General features: G+C 47.0%; 24 protein-coding genes and 1 riboswitch. Of the genes, 1 reads left to right on the top strand and 23 read right to left on the bottom strand.

What is annotated here, in order from left to right; all coding sequences use genetic code 11:
- Window positions 1-19: 19 nt before the first annotated feature.
- Both ACSNJE_RS02605 and ACSNJE_RS02600 read right to left on the bottom strand, forming a co-directional pair.
- Window positions 20-892, bottom strand: a complete 873-nt coding sequence (locus ACSNJE_RS02605) for a UbiA-like polyprenyltransferase (RefSeq protein WP_013120635.1) — start codon at window positions 890-892, stop codon at window positions 20-22.
- A 36-nt stretch (window positions 893-928) separates the two neighbouring features.
- Entirely contained in the window at window positions 929-2,509 is a 1,581-nt protein-coding gene (locus tag ACSNJE_RS02600; RefSeq protein WP_013120636.1) for a demethylmenaquinone methyltransferase, read from the bottom strand.
- Window positions 2,510-2,705: 196 nt separating this feature from the next.
- Between ACSNJE_RS02600 and ACSNJE_RS02595 the strand changes: the two genes are divergently transcribed.
- Window positions 2,706-3,269: a hypothetical protein gene (locus ACSNJE_RS02595; protein ID WP_474774551.1), complete on the top strand. Its 564-nt coding sequence runs from the start codon at window positions 2,706-2,708 to the stop codon at window positions 3,267-3,269.
- 80 nt (window positions 3,270-3,349) lie between these two features.
- Here ACSNJE_RS02595 and ACSNJE_RS02590 read toward each other — a convergent pair whose 3' ends face one another.
- The 21 genes from ACSNJE_RS02590 to def form a co-directional block, all read right to left on the bottom strand.
- Window positions 3,350-4,216: a CoB--CoM heterodisulfide reductase iron-sulfur subunit B family protein gene (locus ACSNJE_RS02590; protein ID WP_495251928.1), complete on the bottom strand. Its 867-nt coding sequence runs from the start codon at window positions 4,214-4,216 to the stop codon at window positions 3,350-3,352.
- Between the two features lie 6 nt (window positions 4,217-4,222).
- Complete coding sequence (locus tag ACSNJE_RS02585; RefSeq protein WP_013120639.1) at window positions 4,223-4,789, bottom strand: 4Fe-4S dicluster domain-containing protein; 567 nt, start codon at window positions 4,787-4,789, stop codon at window positions 4,223-4,225.
- A 189-nt stretch (window positions 4,790-4,978) separates the two neighbouring features.
- Window positions 4,979-5,362, bottom strand: a complete 384-nt coding sequence (gene speD / locus ACSNJE_RS02580) for an adenosylmethionine decarboxylase (RefSeq protein ID WP_013120640.1) — start codon at window positions 5,360-5,362, stop codon at window positions 4,979-4,981.
- A gap of 167 nt (window positions 5,363-5,529) precedes the next feature.
- A complete protein-coding gene (gene ribH, locus ACSNJE_RS02575) occupies window positions 5,530-5,997 on the bottom strand; it encodes a 6,7-dimethyl-8-ribityllumazine synthase (RefSeq protein WP_013120641.1) in 468 nt (155 codons plus the stop codon).
- A gap of 2 nt (window positions 5,998-5,999) precedes the next feature.
- On the bottom strand, window positions 6,000-7,226 hold the full coding sequence (locus ACSNJE_RS02570) for a bifunctional 3,4-dihydroxy-2-butanone-4-phosphate synthase/GTP cyclohydrolase II (protein ID WP_461568191.1): 1,227 nt from the start codon (window positions 7,224-7,226) through the stop codon (window positions 6,000-6,002).
- Window positions 7,227-7,261: 35 nt separating this feature from the next.
- A complete protein-coding gene (locus ACSNJE_RS02565) occupies window positions 7,262-7,921 on the bottom strand; it encodes a riboflavin synthase (protein ID WP_495251927.1) in 660 nt (219 codons plus the stop codon).
- The gene (ribD, locus tag ACSNJE_RS02560) at window positions 7,906-9,063 is read right to left on the bottom strand and encodes a bifunctional diaminohydroxyphosphoribosylaminopyrimidine deaminase/5-amino-6-(5-phosphoribosylamino)uracil reductase RibD (RefSeq protein WP_013120644.1); all 1,158 of its coding nucleotides are present in this window, start codon (window positions 9,061-9,063) and stop codon (window positions 7,906-7,908) included. Before ribD ends, ACSNJE_RS02565 begins: the two co-directional genes overlap by 16 nt.
- 108 nt (window positions 9,064-9,171) lie before the next feature.
- Window positions 9,172-9,302, bottom strand: a riboswitch (FMN riboswitch).
- A 91-nt stretch (window positions 9,303-9,393) separates the two neighbouring features.
- Window positions 9,394-9,600, bottom strand: a complete 207-nt coding sequence (locus tag ACSNJE_RS02555; protein ID WP_495251926.1) for a DUF378 domain-containing protein — start codon at window positions 9,598-9,600, stop codon at window positions 9,394-9,396.
- Between the two features lie 584 nt (window positions 9,601-10,184).
- Window positions 10,185-10,853 carry a ribulose-phosphate 3-epimerase gene (rpe, locus tag ACSNJE_RS02550; RefSeq protein ID WP_052218745.1) on the bottom strand — a complete coding sequence of 223 codons (669 nt, stop codon included), beginning with the start codon at window positions 10,851-10,853 and terminating at the stop codon, window positions 10,185-10,187.
- A 1-nt stretch (window position 10,854) separates the two neighbouring features.
- Complete coding sequence (rsgA, locus tag ACSNJE_RS02545; RefSeq protein ID WP_013120647.1) at window positions 10,855-11,730, bottom strand: ribosome small subunit-dependent GTPase A; 876 nt, start codon at window positions 11,728-11,730, stop codon at window positions 10,855-10,857.
- A gap of 9 nt (window positions 11,731-11,739) precedes the next feature.
- Window positions 11,740-13,617 (bottom strand): Stk1 family PASTA domain-containing Ser/Thr kinase, encoded by a 1,878-nt coding sequence (gene pknB / locus ACSNJE_RS02540; protein WP_495251925.1) that lies wholly within the window; start codon window positions 13,615-13,617, stop codon window positions 11,740-11,742.
- A gap of 5 nt (window positions 13,618-13,622) precedes the next feature.
- The gene (locus tag ACSNJE_RS02535; protein ID WP_495251924.1) at window positions 13,623-15,017 is read right to left on the bottom strand and encodes a peptidoglycan D,D-transpeptidase FtsI family protein; all 1,395 of its coding nucleotides are present in this window, start codon (window positions 15,015-15,017) and stop codon (window positions 13,623-13,625) included.
- Window positions 15,014-16,297, bottom strand: a complete 1,284-nt coding sequence (locus ACSNJE_RS02530; protein WP_495251923.1) for an FtsW/RodA/SpoVE family cell cycle protein — start codon at window positions 16,295-16,297, stop codon at window positions 15,014-15,016. Before ACSNJE_RS02530 ends, ACSNJE_RS02535 begins: the two co-directional genes overlap by 4 nt.
- Before the next feature lie 50 nt (window positions 16,298-16,347).
- A complete protein-coding gene (locus ACSNJE_RS02525) occupies window positions 16,348-17,067 on the bottom strand; it encodes a Stp1/IreP family PP2C-type Ser/Thr phosphatase (protein ID WP_052218740.1) in 720 nt (239 codons plus the stop codon).
- A complete protein-coding gene (locus ACSNJE_RS02520; protein WP_474774025.1) occupies window positions 17,054-17,536 on the bottom strand; it encodes an FHA domain-containing protein in 483 nt (160 codons plus the stop codon). Before ACSNJE_RS02520 ends, ACSNJE_RS02525 begins: the two co-directional genes overlap by 14 nt.
- Window positions 17,536-18,342, bottom strand: a complete 807-nt coding sequence (locus ACSNJE_RS02515) for an FHA domain-containing protein (protein WP_495251922.1) — start codon at window positions 18,340-18,342, stop codon at window positions 17,536-17,538. Before ACSNJE_RS02515 ends, ACSNJE_RS02520 begins: the two co-directional genes overlap by 1 nt.
- Entirely contained in the window at window positions 18,326-19,396 is a 1,071-nt protein-coding gene (gene rlmN / locus ACSNJE_RS02510; protein ID WP_495251921.1) for a dual-specificity RNA methyltransferase RlmN, read from the bottom strand. Before rlmN ends, ACSNJE_RS02515 begins: the two co-directional genes overlap by 17 nt.
- A 120-nt stretch (window positions 19,397-19,516) precedes the next feature.
- On the bottom strand, window positions 19,517-20,872 hold the full coding sequence (rsmB, locus tag ACSNJE_RS02505) for a 16S rRNA (cytosine(967)-C(5))-methyltransferase RsmB (RefSeq protein ID WP_495251920.1): 1,356 nt from the start codon (window positions 20,870-20,872) through the stop codon (window positions 19,517-19,519).
- A gap of 2 nt (window positions 20,873-20,874) precedes the next feature.
- A complete protein-coding gene (locus tag ACSNJE_RS02500) occupies window positions 20,875-21,573 on the bottom strand; it encodes a zinc metallopeptidase (protein ID WP_495251919.1) in 699 nt (232 codons plus the stop codon).
- A 25-nt stretch (window positions 21,574-21,598) separates the two neighbouring features.
- On the bottom strand, window positions 21,599-22,564 hold the full coding sequence (gene fmt, locus ACSNJE_RS02495; RefSeq protein ID WP_052218734.1) for a methionyl-tRNA formyltransferase: 966 nt from the start codon (window positions 22,562-22,564) through the stop codon (window positions 21,599-21,601).
- A 13-nt stretch (window positions 22,565-22,577) separates the two neighbouring features.
- A complete protein-coding gene (gene def / locus ACSNJE_RS02490; protein ID WP_052218733.1) occupies window positions 22,578-23,030 on the bottom strand; it encodes a peptide deformylase in 453 nt (150 codons plus the stop codon).
- Between the last annotated feature and the right edge of the window lie 5 nt (window positions 23,031-23,035).

The raw sequence follows: 23,035 nt of genomic DNA, 5'->3' as shown, positions 1-23,035 counted from the left end.
AGCATTTGCAATATTTGAATTAATGAAAGTAATTGATCAGAGTAAAAAGAAACAGTATTACGCTCAGGATACCGTTCATATTAAAAAATGCCACATTCAGCCTGGATAAATCCGTTGGCGAAACGATGGAATGCTCATATACCAAAATTATTGTTGAAACAGCTATGCCTAGCCAGTAGAAAATCTCCAAATGTAAACTGATTCCTACCCAAACTAAAAAAACCATGGTCAGAATATGCAACCCGTTGGAAATCCATAATGCCGCCCGGATGCCAAAACGTACAGGTATAGAGTAAAGGTTTTCCCGGCGGTCAAATTCCACGTCCTGACAGGCATAAATAACGTCAAAACCGGCTATCCAGGTTGCCACTGCCAACCCCAGCAGGATGGCCGGAAATTCTATGCGACCGGTTATGCCAACCCAGGAACCAACAGGGGCCAATCCAATGGAGATGCCCAGTACAATGTGGCATAACCATGTAAAACGCTTGGTAAAAGAATAAAAGGAAAGAAAAAAAACTGCAATCGGCATCAGTTTAACCGTCAGGGGGACAGTCAGATGCAAAGGATTCAACTGCCATGCCGATACTAATAATAAAGCAAAAGAAAGGATAATATATAACCATACCTCTTTGACGGTAATCAACCCCTGAGGAAGATGCCGCTGTGCTGTACGCGGGTTTTTCGCATCTATATGTCGGTCGATGAGGCGGTTTAATGACATGGCAGCCGTTCTGGCGCCAACCATAGCCATGGTAATCCAAAAAAGGTCGCTGGCCGCGGGAATACCTTTATGAGCAAAAAAAGCTCCCAAATAAGCGAAGGGTAAAGCGAAAACAGTATGTTCAAACTTGATCATTTCACCAAAAGTTCTTACTTTTTTTACTAACATAGCTCTCCCACTTTCTAGCGTATAATTACTGTAACTTCACCGTTCTTCCCGGGAAACTGCAACATCATCGTGTGTGCCATGATTGATCGCAGGTTTAACACCTACGTGAACTGCCACCACTCCGCCGGTAAGCTCAAAATACTCGGCGCCGCTCAAGCCTATTTCCTCAAATATATCCCTTACCTCTTTTTGGTGCGGAAAAACAGTCCACGATTTATGCAAATAATTATAGGGCCCGTCCACTCCAACACCTAATTTACCCAAAAATGGAACCCAGTGACGGAAATAAAAATTATATATTTGCCTGAAACCAGGTACGGTGGGTTTGGCAAATTCCAATGAAACAACCCTGCCCCCCGGTTTCACCACCCGCATCATTTCCCTGATGGCTTGGCGCATATCGGGAACATTGCGCAAACCAAAACCGATGGTCGCACAATCAAAGTAATTGTCGGGAAAAGGTAAATCCATAGCATTTCCCTGGATAAATTCGATATTTTTGATATAAGGGGTATTTGTTATGTTTTTCCCGGCTATTTGCAGCATATCACCGCAAAAGTCCAAACCCACTACTTTCCCTACCGGTCCGGCTGCCTTGGCCAGTTCAAGGGTAAGCATGCCCGTACCGCAACAAACATCAAGAGCCCGGCCGCCCGGCTTCAGGCCCGTCTTCCCCACCGTAAACTTACGCCAATATTTATCCCGGTTAATGCTTAATACAGTGTTCAGAAAGTCATATTTTCCGGCAATCTTAGAAAAAATATCATGTACATATTCCTCTTTGTTTTTATAATATGGAGGCACTATAGGGTCATTGATATCCTTTTTGTCCCCCGCCTGTTCCAAAGTCGGCCCGTACTTCTTTAATTTTACCTTTGTTTCGCCTTTAATAAGCGACTGAACAAGCTCCAACAAAGTATCCCTGGCTTTGGAAGCGGAAAATGAATGCCGTAAAATGTCAATGGCACGGTTGAAGTACTCCTGGGCCTCCTCCAGCGGGAAATTCCTTTCCAGCATCCCATACCCCATTCCTATATTGTACCCGAAATTACCGATATTGTCCAAGTCTTGCGCAGAAACTCCCGCCAGACTGCCTGTCAACCGGCAGCCTTCCCTGAGAAGAGACGCTGATTCTTTTTCAATGACAACCAGTTTTTCTTCTCTGGATTGGTAATTTTGGGTCCGTAAAATACCCCCAACGTTCATCTCACAGATGATATCCGCAAGGGGCTCCAGTAAGTGGATTATCTGTCCTTTACATAGTGTAGTAAAGAACCGGCCATATAAATAGTCCCCTACCAAAACCGGGTACTGGACACCATCTTTCACATCGGTTTCAGCAGGGTCCGGATCATAATCAGGTATTCTAAAATGAACATTTGCCGCAAGATAGATAAACTGGATAATGGCGGCCATCGAATAAAGCTTTTCTTCATAAAGTCCAAACATACGCCCCGTTAAAATAATAACTGCCGGATGTAAATATTTCACCGGATAATCATCGTCAATACGGGCAAAATTCCCGATGTAACCCGGTTTTATTTTAAAGGCTTTATTTATAATTGCCTCCACAGCCTGTAAATCAGAATTAATTGTGTCCAAGAACCCTGCTGCCATCAGGTAACCTCCCAATCAAATTTAACTTAATATATTCTGTACTATATAAGCAATTCCTCCCCTTGACATAAGATTTCACAAAAATTCTGTCAAATATTCGTGCAAGGTCCTAGAATAAACCGTCCTTCCACAGGTAAAACATATCTTACAGGAGGGGGTTTCCATAAAGCATTCAGTTTGGTTCACGACAACCGAGTTGGAAGATTCAGTAAAAGCCCTGGAGTTAACAGGCCTATTCCTGGAAAAAGCTAAAACCGACGTCTATTATTGGAAATGGGTATTAGTATCTCTGCATAATTCCATCCAGGGATTTATGGTTTGTGCGCTGAGAGGCAAAGACGGCCTAAATGTTTTGAAAGACCGGGTAGCGGAACGTTTAATAGAAGCAAAGCAAAATAACGCTCCTTTGCCCAAACCGGAACTTGACACTTTTTTAAACCTATACCGTAAAATCCAAACCGACAAGATGCTGATGAATCCCAAAAGCAAAAAATTTATTCCCGGAAAACACCATGATAAATCTATTCGCCGTCTGAACAGGCTGCGCAACCATTTTATACATTTTACTCCGAAATCATGGTCAATGGAGGCATCAACATTGCCTTTAATGTCTGTTTATTGTTTACAGGTAATAAGATTCCTGGCTTTTTCTTCAGGCAACATCTCCTGCAATAACCAAGAACTGCGTTCCAGAATCGGCCGCACCCTGCATGAAATTGAACTGGCGTTGCAAAAAATGCAGGTAGAAACAACTTCCTGAGGATTGCCCCTGTAACGATGAAACAATCGTTGCTCCGAAATTGAATAAGCCCTCAATCCGTACGGATGAGGGCTTATCTGCTAAGCTATATGCAATGATCTTAAAAGGGGTAAGGCGCTTACACACAGCTTATCGATGCCAAGTTCCTTCGGGCTGTAACCCATCGCAAGCCCTATAAGCTGGGTGAAATATATTACGGGAATATGAAAATTGGTTTTATATTTTCTGTTAATCTGGGCTTGCCGCATATCCAAATTCATCTGGCACATGGGGCAAGCCACAACAACAGCCTGCGCACCGGAATCCCTGGCTGTCTGCAAAATATCCCGGCCGGCCTTCCACACGGCTTCCTGATTGGTGAAGCATAAAGAAGCTCCGCAGCATTCCGTTTTATAAGGCCATTCAATTGGCTCAGCGCCGCACATTTCGGCAATTTTATCAAGCGATTGGGGGTTTTCCGGGTCATCAAAAAAACCGCAGGCACCGGGCGGTTTAACTAATGCACAGCCGTAATAATTGACTACCTTTAACCCGGTCAAGGACTTTCGTACATCAGCCGGGCCAAACCTGTCCAAAAAAACTTCGATCAAGTTTTTAATTTTAATAGTGCTGTCCTTAAATTTCCGGCCCAGCGCTTTCTCCAGGTGCTGTCTCATCACCATGTTTTCATTGAAATCCCTGCGGGCAAGAAAATGCCGGACATAACAAGCCGGGCACGGGGAGGTAAATTCTTTACACCCCGTGCTTTCAGCATTGATTATGTTTCTTGCCGGCAGGGCAAAAGCAAGAAAATGTCCCATACTGTGCGCGGATAATCCCCCGCAGCAATTCCAGTCCGGAACCTCCAGTAATTCAATACCCAACGGACCGCTAACGGTCCTCATCGACATATCTAATTCCTTGGCTGAACCCTTTAACCAGCAGCCAGGATAATAAGCCAGTTTCATACCAAATCACTCTCCGATTTTCCCGGCATAATCGAAAAGCCTTCTCACTTCATCCCTGCCTTTTATGTCGTGCGGAACAAGGGAAAGTTTTCCTTTCCCGAGCATCGGTAAACCCAAATCTATATCCTGAAAAAGCCTGCCCGTTCCAAAGTTGAGACCAAGAGCAAGCCCCGTCTCGTAAAGCCTGCCATGCTTCTTTATTGAATTTAGAAAAGCTCTGTGGAAAACATACATATTTTTCCCTTTTCCATAAAAACCCTGCCGGTAGGCCATAACCCGTAGCGTATCCATAACTTTGGCGATATCAATATTTCTGGGGCAGCGGGCGGTACAAGTTGCACAGGTGGCACATGTATGTATAGTGTAACTCTCAAGGACTTCGTCTACCAGGCCCTCCTGCAGCATCCGCATAATCATGTTTGGCGCATAATCCATGGTAAAGTGGAAAGGACATCCTCCTGTACACTTCATACACTGATAACAACGACCGACTTTTTGGCCGCTCTCTTCTTCCAACTGCTGCAAAAAAGGTAAACTTTTCTCGTGATTCCTCACCAGGTCGATTTCCTTCATCCCCCCACCCCCCCGTTTCCTTCGAGTTACTAAAAGCTATTCTACGTTTTCAGAATAATTCCTTTTTTTCTGAAATTATAAACTACATATGCCAAAAGACATGAAAAAAGCATGGGCCCATAAACCTTTCGGTATGTATGGACCCATGCTAGCCTTTAACCTTTGTTCGCGTACAAATAAATATCCCTCCTAAAGATTTACAGCCTCTTTTTGGGGAGTTGAATACATTGTACCGCGGCGAGTTTCCCTTGCATCAACACTTTTGGCACGGAAACCTTTTGCTAAGTAGTTACATGCATCCCAAGGATTAACCCTTTCACCACATGTAAATACGTCTACAGCTGCATAACCTAACTCCGGCCAAGTATGAATGGCCAAATGGGATTCAGAAATAACTACCACTCCGCTTACACCCTGGGGGCTGAATTTGTGAAACACGACTTCCCTGATTTCTGCCCCTGCTTCCAATGCAGCGTTCACCATGATTTCTTCTACCTTTTCCACATCGTTTAACAAATCGAAGTCGCATCCGTGTACTTCAGCCAAAATGTGTCTTCCCAAAGCGTTGACCATTTTTCATCTTTGCCCCCTTCTCACAAAATAATTTGGAACCCGGTTCCCGGTCACTCCTCCAAGACAGGCGAACCAAATTCCAATCAAATTAAATTTTAGCATATTTGCACCGTTTGTCAATAAAAAATTTTCCTTTTTGCGCACATGATTTTCCAAACTGCCTTCATTTACCCGATAGTCTTCAACAGGTTCGCCATTTCAATGGCCGTTACAGCGGCATCCCAACCTTTATTACCGGCTTTGGTTCCGGCCCTTTCAATGGCCTGTTCGATGGTATCAGCCGTTATTACCCCGAAGATTACCGGCACGCCGGTATCCAGCCCGACTTTTGCTATTCCCTTGGAAACCTCGGCACAAACATAATCAAAATGGGGCGTGCCTCCCCTAATCACCGCTCCAAGGCAGATTACCGCGTCATAGCGGCCGGATCTGGCCATTTTTTGCGCCACCAGAGGTATTTCAAAGGCCCCGGGAACCCAGGCCGTTTCTATATCTTCCGGCAAAGCGCCGTGCCGGTTCAAAGCATCATAAGCCCCGGAAAGAAGTTTATTGGTAATAAACTCGTTAAAACGACCAACTACCAACCCGAACTTTAATCCTCTGGCAATGAGATTTCCTTCAAATACCTTCACCATCATTATTCCCCCTTAGACTTTGATAATGTAAGCATGTGCCCCAGTTTCTCTTTTTTAGTGCTTAAGTAAAATTCATTTGTACACTGGGGCGGGATTTCTATAGGCACCCGCTCCACCACTTCCAGGCCGTATCCCTCAAGTCCGGCAATTTTACGCGGGTTGTTGGTCATTAGCCGTATCTTTTTTAAGCCCAGGTCAGCCAAAATCTGGGCGCCTATTCCGTAGTCGCGCAAATCAGCAGGGAACCCTAAAGCTTCATTGGCCTCTACCGTATCTTTCCCTTCATCCTGCAGTTTATAAGCCTTCAATTTATTGACCAGGCCGATGCCCCTGCCTTCCTGCCGCATATATAACACAACCCCTTTGCCTGCGGCTTCAATCGTCCGCATTGCCGTAGCCAACTGGTCTCCGCAATCACACCGCAAAGACCCCAGGATATCGCCGGTGAAACACTCCGAATGAACCCGCACCAGTACAGGTTCCCCCGTATCGACGTCTCCTTTAATCAGGGCCACATGGACATCGGAATCCAGGCTGTTTTCATAAGCAATTACTTTAAAATTACCGTATTTGGTAGGCAGTTTTGTCTCTGCCGCCCTGCGCACGAGCTTTTCCGTCCGCCGCCTGTACTTAATCAGGTCGGCGATAGTAATTATCTTCAGACCGTGGGTACGGGCAAACTCAATGAGTTCGGGCACTCTGGCCATTGTACCGTCCTCTTTCATAATTTCGCATATTACGCCGGCCGGATAAAGACCGGCCAATTTTGCCAGGTCCACAGCAGCCTCCGTATGACCGGTTCGGCGCAGCACTCCCCCTTCTTTGGCCCGCAGCGGAAAAATATGACCGGGCCGGGCCAAATCTTCCGGTTTTGTGCGCGGGTCAATCAAAGTTTTCACGGTAATAGCCCTTTCATAAGCGGAAATACCCGTTGTGGTCTTGCCTTTTGCATCAACGGAAACAGTAAAGGCTGTTTCATGGGCATCGGTAGCGTGGGGGACCATCGCCGGCAGCTCCAGTTCATCAAGACGCTTTCCCTCCATGGGCACACATATCAAACCTCGCCCGTAGGTAGCCATAAAGTTAATGGCCTCCGGAGTAACCTTTTCTGCAGCCATTAGCAAATCGCCTTCGTTTTCCCTGTCTTCATCATCCACCACTATAATCATTTTGCCGCTGCGGATGTCAGCTATAGCTTCTTCCACTGTATTAAACTGCTGTTTGTTCATCGACTATTCTCTCCTTTCCATGCTGCCGGTCCTGATTACAAAAAACCCTGCTCAGCAAGAAATTCCAGGGAAATACCCGTCTTCTTCACTGCCGGGGATTCTTGCTGATGGCAACCAAGAAGCCTTTCAACATAACGACCAATAATATCACTTTCAAGGTTTACCTTGTCCCCTGTCTTTTTGTACCCCAAGGTTGTCATTTTCGCCGTATGCGGTATCAGGGAAACAACGAAAGTACGGTCAGTATGATTAACCACCGTCAAACTTATACCATCTACAGCCACAGAACCTTTGGTCAAAATATATTTCATTACTTCCGGCGGGGCTTCAATCTCGGTAATAATAGCAATATCTTCCCGCTGCTGCCGGATGATGGTTCCTACTCCGTCGATATGTCCGCTGACAATGTGCCCACCCAAACGGTCGCCTACCCGTAGAGCCCTTTCCAGGTTGACAAAATTCCCCGGTTGCAAGTCCAGCAGATTGGTCCGGCGCAAAGTTTCCGCCATTACATCCACACTAAAAAACTGGTTATTAAATTCAGTCACCGTCAGACAAATACCGTTTACAGCAATACTGTCTCCCAGTTTTACATCCTGTAAAACCTTCTCAGCCTGGATAGTCAATCTGGCCGAATCAGCACCCTTATGCATCCTTTTTAGTACGCCTAATTCTTCAACTATACCGGTAAACATCTGCACCTACCTCTCTTGCCTGCAGCCGGTTCTTTGTCCCCGTAATCGGGGTAGCCCGTAATCAAAAGGTCTGGGCCAATATCCTGCACAGACATATTCTTTATGTTCAAACACTCGTCCATAAACTGAATACCCATATCGCCAACAGGCCCTGGTGCCTGAGGGCCGCCGACAATTTTAGGAGCCACAAACCAGACCGTTTTGTCGGCCAAGCGGTTTTTAAGAAAAGATGCGTTTACCGTAGCGCCACCCTCCACAAAGAGAGAAGTAATTTCCCGCCGGCCCAATTCATCCAGCAGCGCCGCCAGGTCAGGTCGGCCTTCCCGCTCCGGCAACACCAGGACTTCCGCTCCCAGTTTTTCCAGCACCGCCTTGCGTTCCCGGGGTATTTTTTCTGTGGACACCACAATAACAGGAGCCTGTTCTATGGTTTTCAGAACATTTACATCAACAGGCAGTCTACCTAAACTGTCTAAAATAATGCGGACAGGATTTTGGGCTTGACGGTCTTCCAGCCGGCAGGTCAACAAAGGGTTATCGGTCAGCACAGTACCGATGCCTACCAAAATCGCATCATACCAGCTCCGCCATAGGTGCACCAGCCGGCGGGCCTCCTCTCCCGTAATCCACCGAGAATGCCCCGTAGCCGTAGCAATTTTGCCGTCCAGGGTCATAGCAGACTTCATTACAACAAAAGGCCGGCGTGTTTTTATGTATTTAATAAAAACTTCGTTTAATTCTCTGGCCTCTTTTTCCATTAACCCTACTTCCACCTGTATCCCGGCTTCTCTCATTTGCTGAATGCCCTGGCCGGATACTAATGGGTTGGGGTCTTCCATGGCTACAACCACCCGCGCCACCCCTGCTGCAATCACCGCTTTACTGCACGGAGGTGTCCGCCCGTAATGGGAACAGGGTTCCAAGGTAACATACATGGTAGCGCCCCTGCTTAATTCGCCCGCTTCCCGGAGTGCATGCACTTCAGCATGGGGAGTCCCGGCTTTCATATGATAACCCTTGCCAATAACCCGGCCGTCTTTGACAATAACTGCCCCCACCATAGGGTTGGGACTTGTATTTCCTCTTGCTTTTGCGGCCAATTCAAGAGCCATGCGCATATATTTTACGTCGGTTTTTATCATGCCACTCACCCGAAACAATATAGTGGTCTATTTAAATTTAATAAAAACAAAACCCCGAAGAATGATATCTTCAGGATTGCGCACAGATAAGCAAATAGGTTCAAACCTACCTATCTTCTCCCATCCAGACTTTAACTGTCGGCTTTGGATTCTCACCAAATCGGCCTTCTGGCTCGCGGGCTCATCCCAAAACGGGCATCACCGCCGGTAAGGAATTGCACCTTTCCCCGAAGATAATCCAATATTTACTTGATTTTAATTATATTACTTTGGACATAAACTGTCAAATAAGAGGACATATTAAAAAATAATATGCCCTCTTATGTTTCTTTATGATTTGGCTTTTTCCCGTGGCCTAAACAACATGGTTATAGCCCACAAGCCGGCAATACCGATCAAAACGTAAACAACCCTGCTCAGGGTTGCCGTTGAACTGCCGAATAGGTAAGCAACAACATCAAAATTGAATAGTCCAACTAAAAGCCAGTTCAAGGCGCCGATGATTACCAGTACCAGGGCGATCCTGTCCAAAATCATGGTTGACCCTCCTTTCCTTCAGATAAATTTCAGATTGAACCTAGTATTCCACAATAATATTAATTTAAAACGAAAAAACTCACCTGTGGGTGAGTTTCAGATTGTAGACAAAGTCAAATTAGTACAATTGAGGAGAGCTTAAATGATCCTCCACTCCAATATTTCCAATCCAGTCCATTGGAGGGGTGGGTGGGCTCTCCGCTACCACGGAGCTTTATGCTGCAAAACCTTGCCAAGAAGGCAGTGTTCCCGAACTCGATGGCTCATAATGATTTCCTTAATAGTTTGGCCGCCTGCCGTCCAGGGCACTCAACCTGAGTTGAGTGCCGGACTTCCCGGCGGCCATCGCCATCTTCAAACATGCGGGAACCCCCTGCCTTCTTGTCTGTGGTTTTGCGGGCGCAGTCGCTCCTTAACGGTAGCCTGAGAACCCCACCCACCCCTCTATGAAAAACTGGCGGATTAAGCCAGAACCCCGCTCCGGAAAACATTTAACCTCCCCGAATTTTTTAAAATAACTTTTGTCGACAGCCTGAAACCCACCTGTAGGTGAGTTTTATAAGTTCCAGTATTTTTACCTGTCCTTAATTAAATTTGACACCTCTGACAGCGTTGCGGATGCCGGCCACTGCGGCCGGAATATCTTCCGCCCCGAAAATAGCTGATCCGGCAACCAGTACATTAGCGCCCACTTCTACAACCTGGCGGGCCGTTTCTGCATTTATACCACCGTCAATTTCTATATCAATATTTTTGCCAAGAACATTAATCATCTCACGCAGAGCCCTTATTTTCGGTAATACCGCCGGAATGAATTTTTGCCCGCCAAACCCAGGATTGACCGTCATCAAGAGGACCATATCCAAATCGGGCAGAACATATTCTATAGCTGTCAAAGGCGTAGCGGGATTTAAACTTACACAAACTTTTTTCCCCAAGGCTTTGATATTCTGAATGCTTCTGTGCAGGTGCAGGCATGTTTCCGCATGGATGCCGATAATGTCAGCTCCTGCCCGGGCAAATTCCTCAACATACCTGTCGGGTTCGGAAATCATCAGGTGGACATCAAAGACCAGCTTGCTATGAGGCCTTAGCGCCTTTACAACCAAGGGACCGATGGTAATGTTGGGCACAAAATGGCCATCCATTACATCTATATGCAAGTATTCTACGCCGGCTTTTTCAACTACCGCCACTTGTTCGCCCAAGCGGGCGAAATCGGCTGACAAAATAGACGGCGCTATTTTAACCATACTAGTACCTCCTCTTGCGGCCCTCAAGTTCCTTCATAAAAGCCTCGTAACTTCGGTAGCGGCTTTTATCAATTAACCCCTGAGCCACAGCATTCTTAACAGCACACTGGGGTTCAGCCAAATGCAGGCAACCGTTAAATTTACAGGCTCCTTCATAGGAGGCAAACTCCGGAAAACAGGCAGCCAGGTTTTCTGTTTCCATCTCCGGTAAATTCAGGCTGCTAAATCCGGGAGTATCGGCAACAAAACCTTCCACTTCCAGTTCCAACAGTTCCACATGCCTCGTCGTATGCTTGCCGCGGCCAATTTTTGCGCTAACTTTCCCGGTTTTCAACATTAAACCCGGCTGGACCGCATTGAGCAAAGAAGATTTTCCGGCACCTGACGGCCCCGCAATAACGGAAATCCGGCCCGCGAGCCAACTGCGCAGATCTTCTATGCCCATGCCGGTTACAGTACTGGTCAGAATAACCCGGTAACCTGCTTTTCCGTAGGTGTTTTTTAACAATTGCGGAAAATCCAGGTCAACAAGGTCACACTTATTGATGCAAATGACTGCTTCGAGTCCTTCATATTCAGCCATGACCAGCATCCGGTCCAGCAGTTCCCTGTTAATGGCCGGGTCTTTGGCCGCCATTACAATGACCACCATCTCCACATTGGCAATGGGCGGCCGTGCCAATTCAGAAACCCGGGGTAAAATCTCTTCAATTACGCCCTTACCTTTTCCCGTTTCCCTGACCACGACACGGTCGCCGGCCAGGGCCGGTTTATTTTCCAGCCGAAACCTTCCCCTGAGGGAGCATTCCCAGATTTTGCCTTTATACTTGACATAGTAGTGGCCGCTGTATCCTTTAATGACCACTCCTTCAATCATATAACCACCTTATTTAACGGTTTTTTCCTCCAGTAATGTGCCATCCATCCATACTTCTATTCTGGCTTCTTTATAGTAGGTTATAATTTCCGATACCTGTTCGCCGGGGTTAAGGGTCTTGTTATAAGCTTCCCGGGTACCGGTAACATCAGTAACAACAATTTTTACATTATGAGTACTGCCGTCATTGGGAACCTGCATTTCCACCCGGGCTGTTTTTTCTTCCGGTCCCGGTCCCCGGCTAAGCACAACCTTTACTTCAGTGCCTTCCAGAACCTGCCTTTCCCCGGAAACAGGATCCTGCCTAATGACAATTCCGGCTTCGTATTCGGTACTTTCTTCCTGACCGATATCCTGACTTAAGATCAGGTTGGCCGCTTCTATTTTCTTCTTGGCTTCACTGAGCGTCAAACCAATTAGGTTCGGCACAATCACATATCGCGGCTCTCTGCCCTTGCTTACTTCCAGCGTAACCGTGGAACCTTCCGGCGCTTTCTCTCCCGCTTCCGGTAGCTGGGATATGACCGCCCCTTCCACCACTTCGTCGCTGTAAGACTCTTTTATGTTATATTTGAAACCTTTATTTTCCAGATCTATTTTCGCCGCCTCAATATCCTTCTGCCCCACATCGGGCACTTCCACCATTTTCGGACCACTGCTTACATATAGCATAACCGTTCGGTTCTTTTTAATTTTCTCCCCCGGCCCGGGTTCCTGGGAAATTACATTACCGGCTTCCACTTCCGGGTGATTCTGCCTGGTAAATTCAGCTTTTAATCCGATCGCTTCCAAGGCTCTTAAAGCTGTGTCAAGGGGCATGTTGGTTACATCTGGCACTTCTACTTCCGGCACATACATAAAGGCATTGAGACCGTATGCAAGTCCAACCAAAATACCCAGGATAATGACAACGGCATATACTTTAACCATGGGCCGCACTCTTTTCCGGCGCCGCTCTTTGCGGGATTCCCCTGTCCCGCCTTCCTGGCCGGTATCGCTAACCACCGGCATAACCTTGGTGGCAAACTCATCCATATCTATAGCCTTGGTCTCATCGCTAATGCGGCCCAATAATACAGTATTTAGGTCGTCAGCCATGCTTTTGGCCGTCTGGTACCTTAGACCGGGGTCCTTCTCCATGGCTCGCAAGATAACTTTGTCTAATTCGGGAGTAACCTGCGGGTTAACGGTAGAAGGAATAGCCGGTTTTTCCTGGATGTGTTTCAAAGCAACAGAAACAGGAGTATCAGCCTCAAAAGGCACTTTGCCTGTGAGCATCTCATACAGGACAACACCCGCAGAATAAAGATCGGACTGCGCGGTAGCAGGCTGGCCCTTGGCCTGTTCGGGGGAAATATAGTGAACAGATCCGAGAATCGTCCCGTGCTGCGTAATAGTACTGGCAGTCACAGCCCGGGCAATGCCAAAATCAGTCACTTTTACCCGCCCATTGTTAGCTAATAATATATTGTGCGGCTTAATGTCCCGGTGAATGATGCCGTTTTCATGGGCGTGGCTCAGTGCGTCACAAATTTGCTTGGCGATATTTACCGCCTCGTTGACAGGGAGGGCGCCTTTTTCATGAATAACCTCTTTCAGGTTCCTCCCTTCGATATATTCCATAACAATATAATGAATGCCGTTTTCTTCACCTACATCGTAAATACCCACAATATTCGGGTGCGACAAGCGAGCCACAGCTTGGGCCTCGTTCCTGAAACGGTCAACGAAATCAGGGTCACTGGTAAACTCCGGCCTGAGCACTTTGATGGTAACAATCCTTTGCAGCAGGGTGCACCTGGCTTTGTAAACCAGGGCCATTCCTCCGCCGCCAAGTTGTGATAATATTTCGTATCTATTATTACCAAGAAATTGTCCAACCTTCAACTTTTTCACCTCTTGTCTATTATAGCCGCCCTGAACAGTTCTCTGGCTATGGGACCTGCTACTTGACCCCCGGTGCCGCCGTTTTCTACTATTATAGCTACTGCCACCTGCGGATTTTCCACAGGGGCAAACCCAATAAACCAGGCATGGGTTTCACCGTGGGGATTTTCAGCCGAACCGGTTTTACCTGCAACAGAAATCCCCGGCAACCTTGCGGGCCGACCGGTACCTTTTTCCACTACAGCCCGCATGGCTTCTACAAGCTTTCTGTTGATGTCCGGTCTGACCACCCGCTGCGCCTGAGCAGGTGTGGTTTGCGAAATCACTGTTCCGTCGTGTCTGCGCACTTCCTTAATCAGGTAGGGAGCCACTTTGTTGCCTCCATTGGCCACTGTCGCCGCCACCAAAGCCATATGCAGCGGCGTAACCAGAGTGCGTCCCTGACCAATGGCTGTTTCCGCCAAGGCCTCGGGAACCAGTTCCCCCGGTCCGGCAACAATCCCTTTTTTCGTGGGCAATTCGAAAGGCGTCTTGTCAGTCAGCCCGAAAACCTGCATCATGTCGTAAAAGTTTTGCGCCCCCATCTCCAACCCCAGGGTGGCAAACACGTAGTTGCTGGAGCGCTGTAAAGCTTCAACAAAACCAACCTTTCCCACTACATGGGAATCATCTATTCGATTTCCTCTAATAATAACATAACCGGGCGCATTAAAAATCCTGGTCCAGTTAGCGGGGTTAAACTTTAATGCCCCGGCCCCCGTAACAACTTTGAGGGTCGAACCGGGAGGATACATCCCCTGGGTAGCCCTGTTCAGCAGCGGGCTGCCGTTACCTTCTTTCTGGAGAAAAAGCCAGTTTTTCTCAACTTCGTTAGGGTTATAGGAAGGTTTGCTTACCAAGGCCAGTACTTCTCCCGTTTGGGGGCGGAGCACCACCACCGCGCCTTTCCGCTCTCCCAATAAACGGTAAGCCAGTTCCTGCAACGGCAGGTCAATGGTGGTTAATACGTCATACCCGTACCGTTCTTTTTGGAGATCGGGCAGGAACGGAAAAACAGTCTCTTCACTATTAAGGCCTAAAAGATACGTATTAGCAGAATACTCCAGGCCTGCTTTGCCGTATTTGGCGGAATTATATCCCACAAGATGAGCTGTGACTTCGCCCTCAGGAAAAACGCGTATATACCCATGGTCAACTTTTTTACTGTAAGCCAGGACTTTTCCCTCACGGTCCAGTATCTGTCCGCGCAGTGTCTTGGCTTCTAAGGCATAAAGCCTTTTATTCCTGGGATGGGCATATATGGCATCTCTCTTGATAACCTGCCAATAAGTTATTGCCAGTATAACTATTAAGAAATTAAAAATCAGCAGGTATGTCAATATCCTAAGATTTCTTCTCATCGCTCAAGCATTCCTTCTGAGACGGAACTCTCCCTGTGGGAAACGGCGACTAACAGCCCTGCCAGTACATAGCTGGAAACCAGGGAACTGCCTCCGTAACTTATAAAAGGCAGTGTTACCCCTGTCAAAGGCAAGAGCTTAATGACTCCCGCCATAATGACAAAGGTCTGAATGGCAAATAGCGCCGAAAGTCCGCCGGCTAAAAGGATGCCGAAATTGGTACGAGACTTGGCAGCTATAACCATCCCCCTATATACAAACAGCAAGTATAAGAGTATCAAGGCTACGGCACCCAGCATCCCGGTTTCCTCACTCCAGGCGGAAAAAACAAAGTCTGTATGAACGGCCGGTATATACCCGGGATTACCCAACCCAAGCCCCGTCCCTGTTAACCCCCCGGACGCCAGAGCAAACAAAGACTGGACTATCTGATAGCCTTTACCGTCAATATCCTGCCAAGGATTAAGCCAAATAGCAACCCTGGTCTGCACATGGAAAAACAAAAAGTAACAGATAACAGCCCCAAGGGCAAATAAAAAGGTGCCGGAAGTTATATACAGCCACCGCCCGGTAGCAATATATACCATAGCCAAAAAAGTGCCGTAAAAAATCAGCGCCGTTCCCAGGTCCTTCTGAAAAACCAGGAGCATTAAGGACAGACCGCACATAATAATTACCGGTCCGATATATCTCAGGCTTGGCAGCCCAATACCAAGTATTTCCCTGCTGCCGGAAACCAGGATATCCCGCTCTTCTTCCAGGAAACTGGCCAAAAAAACGACCAAAATGACCTTTACAATTTCCGAAGGCTGAAAGCGCAGGGGGCCCAAGGCCAACCAGCTTTTGGCGCCGCCAACTTCCACTCCGAATATAATAGTTAGAACTAATAACAAAATCCCGACTATTATATATACGTATTTGTAATCCTGTAACCTAACGTAGTCGGCAAGAAATTTTATTACAAACACAAAAGACAGAAGACCTACTACCTGCCAATAGAACTGCTTAACGGCCACATCAGGCGAAAGCCTGAACAACAGCAGCATACCAATGAAGTTAAGCATCGCTATCAGCGGCAGGATATATGGATCGCCTATTATCTTCCACCTGGCCAACAACAAACTTATGGCGAGCAACAATACGACCAGAATACCGCCATAAGTAAATATATCGGTATGCCACCTTTGCTTGTCAATAAACCATAAATTCAATAAGCCGGCCCCAAAAAACAGGGCTGCCCATAAAATAAGACCCATTTCTTTCCTGTGCACTGCAAGCACTTAAAACGCCTCCCGAAGAAGCCTCTCTTAAATCCAATTATACATAAAATTCAGGTGATCATACCTAAAACCAGTGAAATATTATCGTTGCCGCCCCTGTCCAGGGCCTGCTTGACCAGTTCGTCCGCCGCTGCTTCCAAATCAGTGGAATTAATAACAACTTCAGCAATTTCGTGGGGTGCCAGCAGGTTAGATAAACCATCGGTACAGAGCAGGAGGTAATCCCCCTTTTTAACTTTAGTTTCATAAAAATCCACTTCCAACTTGACCGAAGCACCCATCGCTCTGGTGAGAACGTTTCTTTGCGGATGACTTTTGGCTTCCTCCGATGTAATCCCGCCGTTTTTCAGCAATTCGTTAACCAGGGAATGATCGCTCGTAAGCAGAAGGATATCCGGACCGCTTATAATATAAGCCCTGCTGTCCCCGATATGGGCAATAATGGCTGAATTGTCGGTGACATAAGCCAGAGTAATGGTAGTGCCCATTCCATATAGGTTTTCATTAGCCTGGGCCTGATTGTATATTTCCCTGTTGGCCTGCAGAATAGCTTCTTTCAGCATTTTCTGCGGAGTAGCAAAAAACCTGTCTTTGCCGCTCCTTAAAAACTGTTCGACCAAATCGAGGGCCATTTTACTCGCCACCTCGCCGGCCATGTGACCGCCCATCCCATCGGCAACAGCCAACAAATTAAGGTCTTCGTAAATGCCGCAGTTGTCTTCATTATTTTTTCTCTTTAATCCTATATGACTTTTTTTAACCGCTCTCATTCTCCCACCTCACCACTTTAAAGGTGACCCCACCAATGCTAAGGAGAGCTCCTTCATCCAATGGAACGGGCCTATCTAGACGTTTCCCGTCAAGCAGCGTCCCATTTCGGCTGTTTAAGTCTTCTACCCAATACCTGCCATCTCTGTAGTAAATCCTGGCATGTTCATGAGAGACAAAAGCATCATTAATACGCAGGGAGTTTTCAGCCGAACGGCCAATCTGCATATATCTTTTCACGGGATATTGCATTCCCACTTTAATGTCGTCAACAATGCTTTGTATGACCATCAATCCGTATGCTTCACCTAACTCCTGTCCGGCATAATCGGCCAAACTCTGCTCATGGCTGCCGCCAGAAGTTTTGCCTTTAATATCCCGGGCAATCATTGCCACTACCTTAAAAACGAAAAGGTATATGAAAAACAGGACAACAAACTTCATTCCTAAAAAAATCCAAGGACTGTTCATCAGACCACCTTATATTCAATAATGGTGTTCCCAAGTTTTATTGTATCACCATCCATCAATTTTTTCTTCATGACACGCTGGCCGTTAACGAATACCCCGTTGGTACTGCCATGGTCAACGATGAAGTGATACCCGTCGGCGTACGTTATGTCGGCATGTAACCGGGAAACGTTTTCATCTAAAAGCGACAGGTCACACGTACGCCTTCGTCCAATGGTAATCGGTTTAGTACCGAGGGGAAATTTTTGCAGATGCCCCCCGGCAGTTGTCACCGTTAATGAGGCGATTATCTTGAATTTGTCTTGAACAAAGGTATCTTCGAAAGCCCTGTTTTTTGTTGTCCCTGCTAGAGAAGAAAACATGTCTTCCCTATTTACCACAACAGTATGCTCAAAGGGGCTATGCCCGTTTTCGGTAGCCGGTTTTTCATCGGGCAGCGCCTCCGAAAACCTGCTTTTTACCTCAACAAATCCCGGCATTACCCTTTCGTCTTTTTCAAATTTTATTTGTGGGGGCCCGACCATAGCGTAATTACGCTGCTTGGCCTTTGCGACCACAAAATCCTGCAGCTCCCTCGCCAGACTGCCGACCATGGAAGAAATCTGCTCCCAATCCTTGTCACCCACTAAAACAGTATATTCGTTAGGAATATAAATTTTGGAAACACTCACTGTCTTCTTGTCCCGCATTTCCCGGGCAATCATTTTCGCTATCTCGGCCGGCTGGATTGACCCGGTAAACTTTTGCTTAAAAAAACCTTCTATATGTTTTTCAGACCACTGCTCAACTTTAGTCCAAAAACCCATCATTTTTCCCTCCGGTCTCCAGGGCAAGATTGTATTTCCTCCGCAACTGGCCGCAGGCTGCGTCGATGTCGGTTCCCATTTCCCTGCGCACTGTGGCAGGCACCCTATTTCTCTCCAAAATAGTCTGAAATCTTTTTACAGTTTCAGTTGACGGACGGTACCATTTTCTTTCTGCCACGGGGTTAACAGGAATCAGATTGACATGACACAGCATACCCTTTATCAAACGGGCCAGTTCCTCTGCATGGCCCTGGGAATCATTCACGTCTTTAATCAGGGTATACTCAAAAGTAATTCTCCGGCCGGTCTTTTTAATATATTCGCGGCAGGCAGGAATTAATTCCTCTAACGGGTATTTTCTGTTTACAGGCATCAACTTGTTGCGCAATTCATTATTCGGAGCGTGTAGTGATACCGAAAGGGTTAAGGCCGGCTTTTCTTCCGCCAGCTTATATATTTGGGGAACTAAACCACAGGTAGACAAGGTAATATGCCGCATTCCAACATTAAGCGCATAAGGAGCCGTAATCAAACGAATAAACTTTAAAACAGCCTCGTAATTATCCAGGGGCTCACCGGAGCCCATAATAACAACACTGCTGACCCGCTTTTTTTTATCCTGTTCAATACGCAAAACCTGGTCATATATTTCTCCAGGTGAAAGGTTGCGATAAAACCCGCCAATAGTAGAAGCACAGAAAAGGCAGCCCATTTTGCAGCCCACCTGGGTTGAGACACATACGCTGTTACCGTAATTGTGCTCTAAAAAAACAGTCTCTACCGTATTTCCATCAGCCAACTCGAACAGGTACTTGGTTGTGCCATCCCGGCTCTGCTGCTCTTTCATAATCTCCAACCTGCCGATGTAGGCAGTTTTTGACAACCTTTCCCGTAAACTAAGAGGAAGATTGGTCATATCGGCAATTTCCGTGACCCCTTTTTTAAAAACCCAGTCTGCAATTTGTTTGGCCCGGAAAGGCTTTTCTCCCAGCTCAATCAGAAATGCTGTCAATTCTTCCAGAGAAAGGTCTTTCAGATTCGTCAAGGCACTCATTCTCTAGACCCCTTTAATTCTACAAAATTTTATCAATACCTGCACAGGAGACGTAAAAAATTCTGCCAAATAAACCATATCCATTTCGTACCATTATTGTCTTTTATGGAAAAGATTTTGTTATCCTTCTTTCACCATTCTGGCTGCAAAAAAGCCGTCGGTACCGTGTACATGAGGCAAAAACTGGATATAGCCTTCTGCCGCCGTAGGAAATTTGGTTCGGTCACATGTGTCCGGAAATAGAGGTAACAGACTATCCAGGCGAAACTCCGGAGCATTCTCCAAAAAAGACCGTACCAGATCGAGGTTTTCCCGCCTGTTGACAGTACAGGTAGAGTAAACCAAAACTCCCCCGGCTTTTACACATTGAGCAGCGCTCCGGAGAATAGCCATCTGTAAAGCAGTCAGTTCATCAAACCGGTTAACGGTTTTTCGCCATCTTAACTCAGGCCGCCGGCGCAGCACGCCAAGTCCGGAACAAGGCGCATCTACAAGCACAAAATCAGCCCATTCTTTGTACTCCTTGTGCAATTCTCTGGCATCAACAAGCGCCGGCTCAATTATGTTGACTCCTAATCGACTGCAGTTTTCTTTAATCAGCCCCATCTTATGCTGATGGATATCCCCGGCCAGGATCCGGCCCTGGTTATTCATTAACTGGGCCAAATGAGTAGTTTTACCGCCCGGCGCACTGCAGGCATCAATGACTTTGCTGCCTGGCTTCGGCGCCACTATATGGCCAACCATGGTGGAACTTTCATCCTGCACCATATACAGACCCTGCGCATGGCTTTTTAGGGATGCAATAGATTTGAACCCGGAGATATTAATTGTTTCAGGCGCAAATTCTCCTTTCCGGCATTCAACGCCTTCACCGGCCAGCACACCAATGAGTTCGTCCCTGCTGATCTTTAATGTATTGGTACGAATTGAATTGGGCGGCGTTTCATTATTCGCTCGGCATAACTTCTCTGTCTCTTCAAAGCCGAATTCTTCTATCCATAAACTTACCATCCAGGTCGGATGGGAATAATGAATACTGAGGTATTCCACCGGTTCGGCGTCTTTATCGGGCCATTTAACCCGGTCTTTATGCCTGACTACATTCCGCAGCACCCCGTTGACAAATTTAACAGTCCCCTGGTGGCCGAATTTACGGGCCAAATTGACTGACTCGTTGCAAGCAGCCGAATTAGGCACTTTGTCCATAAAGAAAATCTGGTAAATACCCATCCTGATAATGTTTCTTATCCAGGGTGTCAGTGAATCCAGGGGTCTGGAAACAAACCGGCCCGCTATCCAGTCCAGAGTATTTAAACGTTTTAAAGTCCCATAAACCAGTTCCGTTATAAAGGCGCGGTCTTTTTTTTCCGGTTGGTATTTTTCCAATACTTTATTTAAAGCTATATTAGAATAGGCCCCTTCCCGGTCAACCTGATAGATGACCTCCAGGGCCAGTTTCCGTGCAGATCTCAAATTTAGTCATCCCTTCTAAAAAATCCGGCAATGGCGAGCAGCCTGACTAACTGCAAGATACTAACCACTGCCGCTGCCACGTAAGTCAAGGCGGCAGCATCGAGTACTTTCCTGGTAGCCCCTACCTCAGCCCCGGAAATTAACCCGGAACCTTCCAGGTTAGCCATGGCCCGGGCGCTGGCATTCAATTCTACCGGCAGGGTCACCAACTGAAATAAAACTACGGCTGCAAAAGCATAAATACCTACCCAAACCAATGGTTTGACAGCCAGGATTAATCCTAGTATCAACAGCGGAAAGGCCAGGGTTGAACCAATGTTTACAACGGGTACAAAAGCTGCCCTGATGTTTAAAGGCATATAACCTGTATCATGCTGAATTGCGTGTCCTACTTCGTGGGCAGCCACCCCTAAACTGGCCAATGATGTACCGTTGTAAACCTGGGGCGATAAGCGAAGAACTTTTTTTCTGGGGTCGTAGTGGTCCGACAAAGTTCCCGGCGTCATTTCCACAGCCACATCATAAATCCTTGCTCTTTCCAAAAGCCTTCTGGCAGCTTCGGCCCCTGTAATACCTGCCGCGGACCTGACCTGCAGGTACCGGGCAAAAGTACTCTGAATCTTAAACTGGGCATATAATGACAGCAGCAAACCCGGTATCAAAATGATAATCGTAGGATCCCAAAAAGGAAAACCAATCATAAGCAACCCTCCCTGTAAAAACCGTTCAACTCAACACCGCCGGCTCGTTTGTCAGTATTGTGCCGGGTTCAATACGCCGACCCCTGATAAAATCTTCTGCGCTCATCTTCTTACTTCCCTGTAACTGTAGTTCTTTTATTATTACTGCACCATCGCCGGATGCCACGTAAATACCCTCCTCGGGAACAACCTTAATGATCCGGCCCGGACGAAAAGGCCCGTCCGCTGCCGTTTCTCGGCCAGCTACATCCACCGTCCAGATTTTTAAAATCTTCTCCCCGAAATATGTATAGGCTACCGGCCAGGGGTTTAATCCCCTTACTAAATCTTTGATTTGCCTGGATGTTTTATGCCAATCAATCAGTTCCACTCCTTTGTCAAGTAAAGGTGCATAACTGGCGGCACTGTCGTCCTGCGGTATCCTCCTGGCTTCACCACGGGCAATCAGGTCCAATGCTCGCAGCAACGCCCGAGCTCCCAGAAAAGCCAATTTATCATGAAGTATACCTGTGGTATCTGATTCAGCAATGGGCGTCTTTTCCACCAGTACCACGTCGCCTGTATCCAACCCCTCATCCATATACATGATGCTGACGCCCGATTCCTTTTCACCGTTAATTACCGCCCAGTGGATAGGAGCTGCTCCGCGGTATTTCGGTAGAATTGAGGCATGGACATTAATACAGCCAAACCTGGGTATAGCCAATATATCCCGGGACAGCAGTTGGCCAAAGGCTACTACAACTATGGCATCGGGTGCCAGCTCCCTGATTTTTTCCACCGCTTCCGGCGCTTTGATTTTGTCGGGTTGATACACCTGGAGCCCCAGCTCCTGTGCAGTTACTTTCACCGGTGGCGGCATAAGTTTGCGGCCGCGTCCTTTTGGCCGGTCGGGCTGAGTTATTACCTGCACCACATCATGCCCTGTCTTGACCAGCTCTTTCAGGCACGGTACGGCAAAATCAGGTGTGCCCATAAAAATTATTTTCACGGGGAAAACCCTCCTACTTTTTAATAATTTCTTTGGCCCGGTCGATAAACAAAATTCCTTCCAGGTGGTCAATTTCATGCTGAAAAGCCCGGGCCAAAAGCCCTTCTGCTTCATATTCTACCCTGTCCCCTTCCCGGTTCATGCCTCTTACCCGAACTTTAGCATACCTGGGAACCTGGCCCTGTATGCCTGGAATACTCAGACAGCCTTCCACGTCGGTTTCGCTGCCTTCTCTGTGTACGATTTCCGGGTTGATCAGTTCTATCAGGCCGTCTCCCACATCAACCACAATCACCCTTTTCCCTACACCGATCTGCGGAGCTGCCAACCCGACGCCGTTGGCATCATACATGGTATCGGCCATGTCATCCAGCAGTTTAATAATATTAGGGGTAATTTTATTCACCGGCCTGCATTTCTCTTTTAAGATGGGGTCCCCTATTTCCACAATTTTGTATACAGCCACTGTTT

The organism is Thermincola sp. GK-1 (assembly GCF_059412445.1).
Note: the sequence above shows the minus strand (reverse complement) of the source record. Positions and strands in the feature narration are given on the sequence as shown.

Coding starts and splice junctions, on each gene's coding strand:
- ACSNJE_RS02605 (WP_013120635.1), bottom strand. CDS start 892: ATGTTAGTAAAAAAAGTAAGAACTTTTGGTGAAATGATCAAGTTTGAA.
- ACSNJE_RS02600 (WP_013120636.1), bottom strand. CDS start 2,509: ATGGCAGCAGGGTTCTTGGACACAATTAATTCTGATTTACAGGCTGTG.
- ACSNJE_RS02590 (WP_495251928.1), bottom strand. CDS start 4,216: ATGAAACTGGCTTATTATCCTGGCTGCTGGTTAAAGGGTTCAGCCAAG.
- ACSNJE_RS02585 (WP_013120639.1), bottom strand. CDS start 4,789: ATGAAGGAAATCGACCTGGTGAGGAATCACGAGAAAAGTTTACCTTTT.
- speD (WP_013120640.1), bottom strand. CDS start 5,362: ATGGTCAACGCTTTGGGAAGACACATTTTGGCTGAAGTACACGGATGC.
- ribH (WP_013120641.1), bottom strand. CDS start 5,997: ATGGTGAAGGTATTTGAAGGAAATCTCATTGCCAGAGGATTAAAGTTC.
- ACSNJE_RS02570 (WP_461568191.1), bottom strand. CDS start 7,226: ATGAACAAACAGCAGTTTAATACAGTGGAAGAAGCTATAGCTGACATC.
- ACSNJE_RS02565 (WP_495251927.1), bottom strand. CDS start 7,921: ATGTTTACCGGTATAGTTGAAGAATTAGGCGTACTAAAAAGGATGCAT.
- ribD (WP_013120644.1), bottom strand. CDS start 9,063: ATGATAAAAACCGACGTAAAATATATGCGCATGGCTCTTGAATTGGCC.
- ACSNJE_RS02555 (WP_495251926.1), bottom strand. CDS start 9,600: ATGATTTTGGACAGGATCGCCCTGGTACTGGTAATCATCGGCGCCTTG.
- rpe (WP_052218745.1), bottom strand. CDS start 10,853: ATGGTTAAAATAGCGCCGTCTATTTTGTCAGCCGATTTCGCCCGCTTG.
- rsgA (WP_013120647.1), bottom strand. CDS start 11,730: ATGATTGAAGGAGTGGTCATTAAAGGATACAGCGGCCACTACTATGTC.
- ACSNJE_RS02535 (WP_495251924.1), bottom strand. CDS start 15,017: ATGAGAAGAAATCTTAGGATATTGACATACCTGCTGATTTTTAATTTC.
- ACSNJE_RS02525 (WP_052218740.1), bottom strand. CDS start 17,067: ATGAGAGCGGTTAAAAAAAGTCATATAGGATTAAAGAGAAAAAATAAT.
- ACSNJE_RS02520 (WP_474774025.1), bottom strand. CDS start 17,536: ATGAACAGTCCTTGGATTTTTTTAGGAATGAAGTTTGTTGTCCTGTTT.
- ACSNJE_RS02515 (WP_495251922.1), bottom strand. CDS start 18,342: ATGGGTTTTTGGACTAAAGTTGAGCAGTGGTCTGAAAAACATATAGAA.
- rlmN (WP_495251921.1), bottom strand. CDS start 19,396: ATGAGTGCCTTGACGAATCTGAAAGACCTTTCTCTGGAAGAATTGACA.
- ACSNJE_RS02500 (WP_495251919.1), bottom strand. CDS start 21,573: ATGATTGGTTTTCCTTTTTGGGATCCTACGATTATCATTTTGATACCG.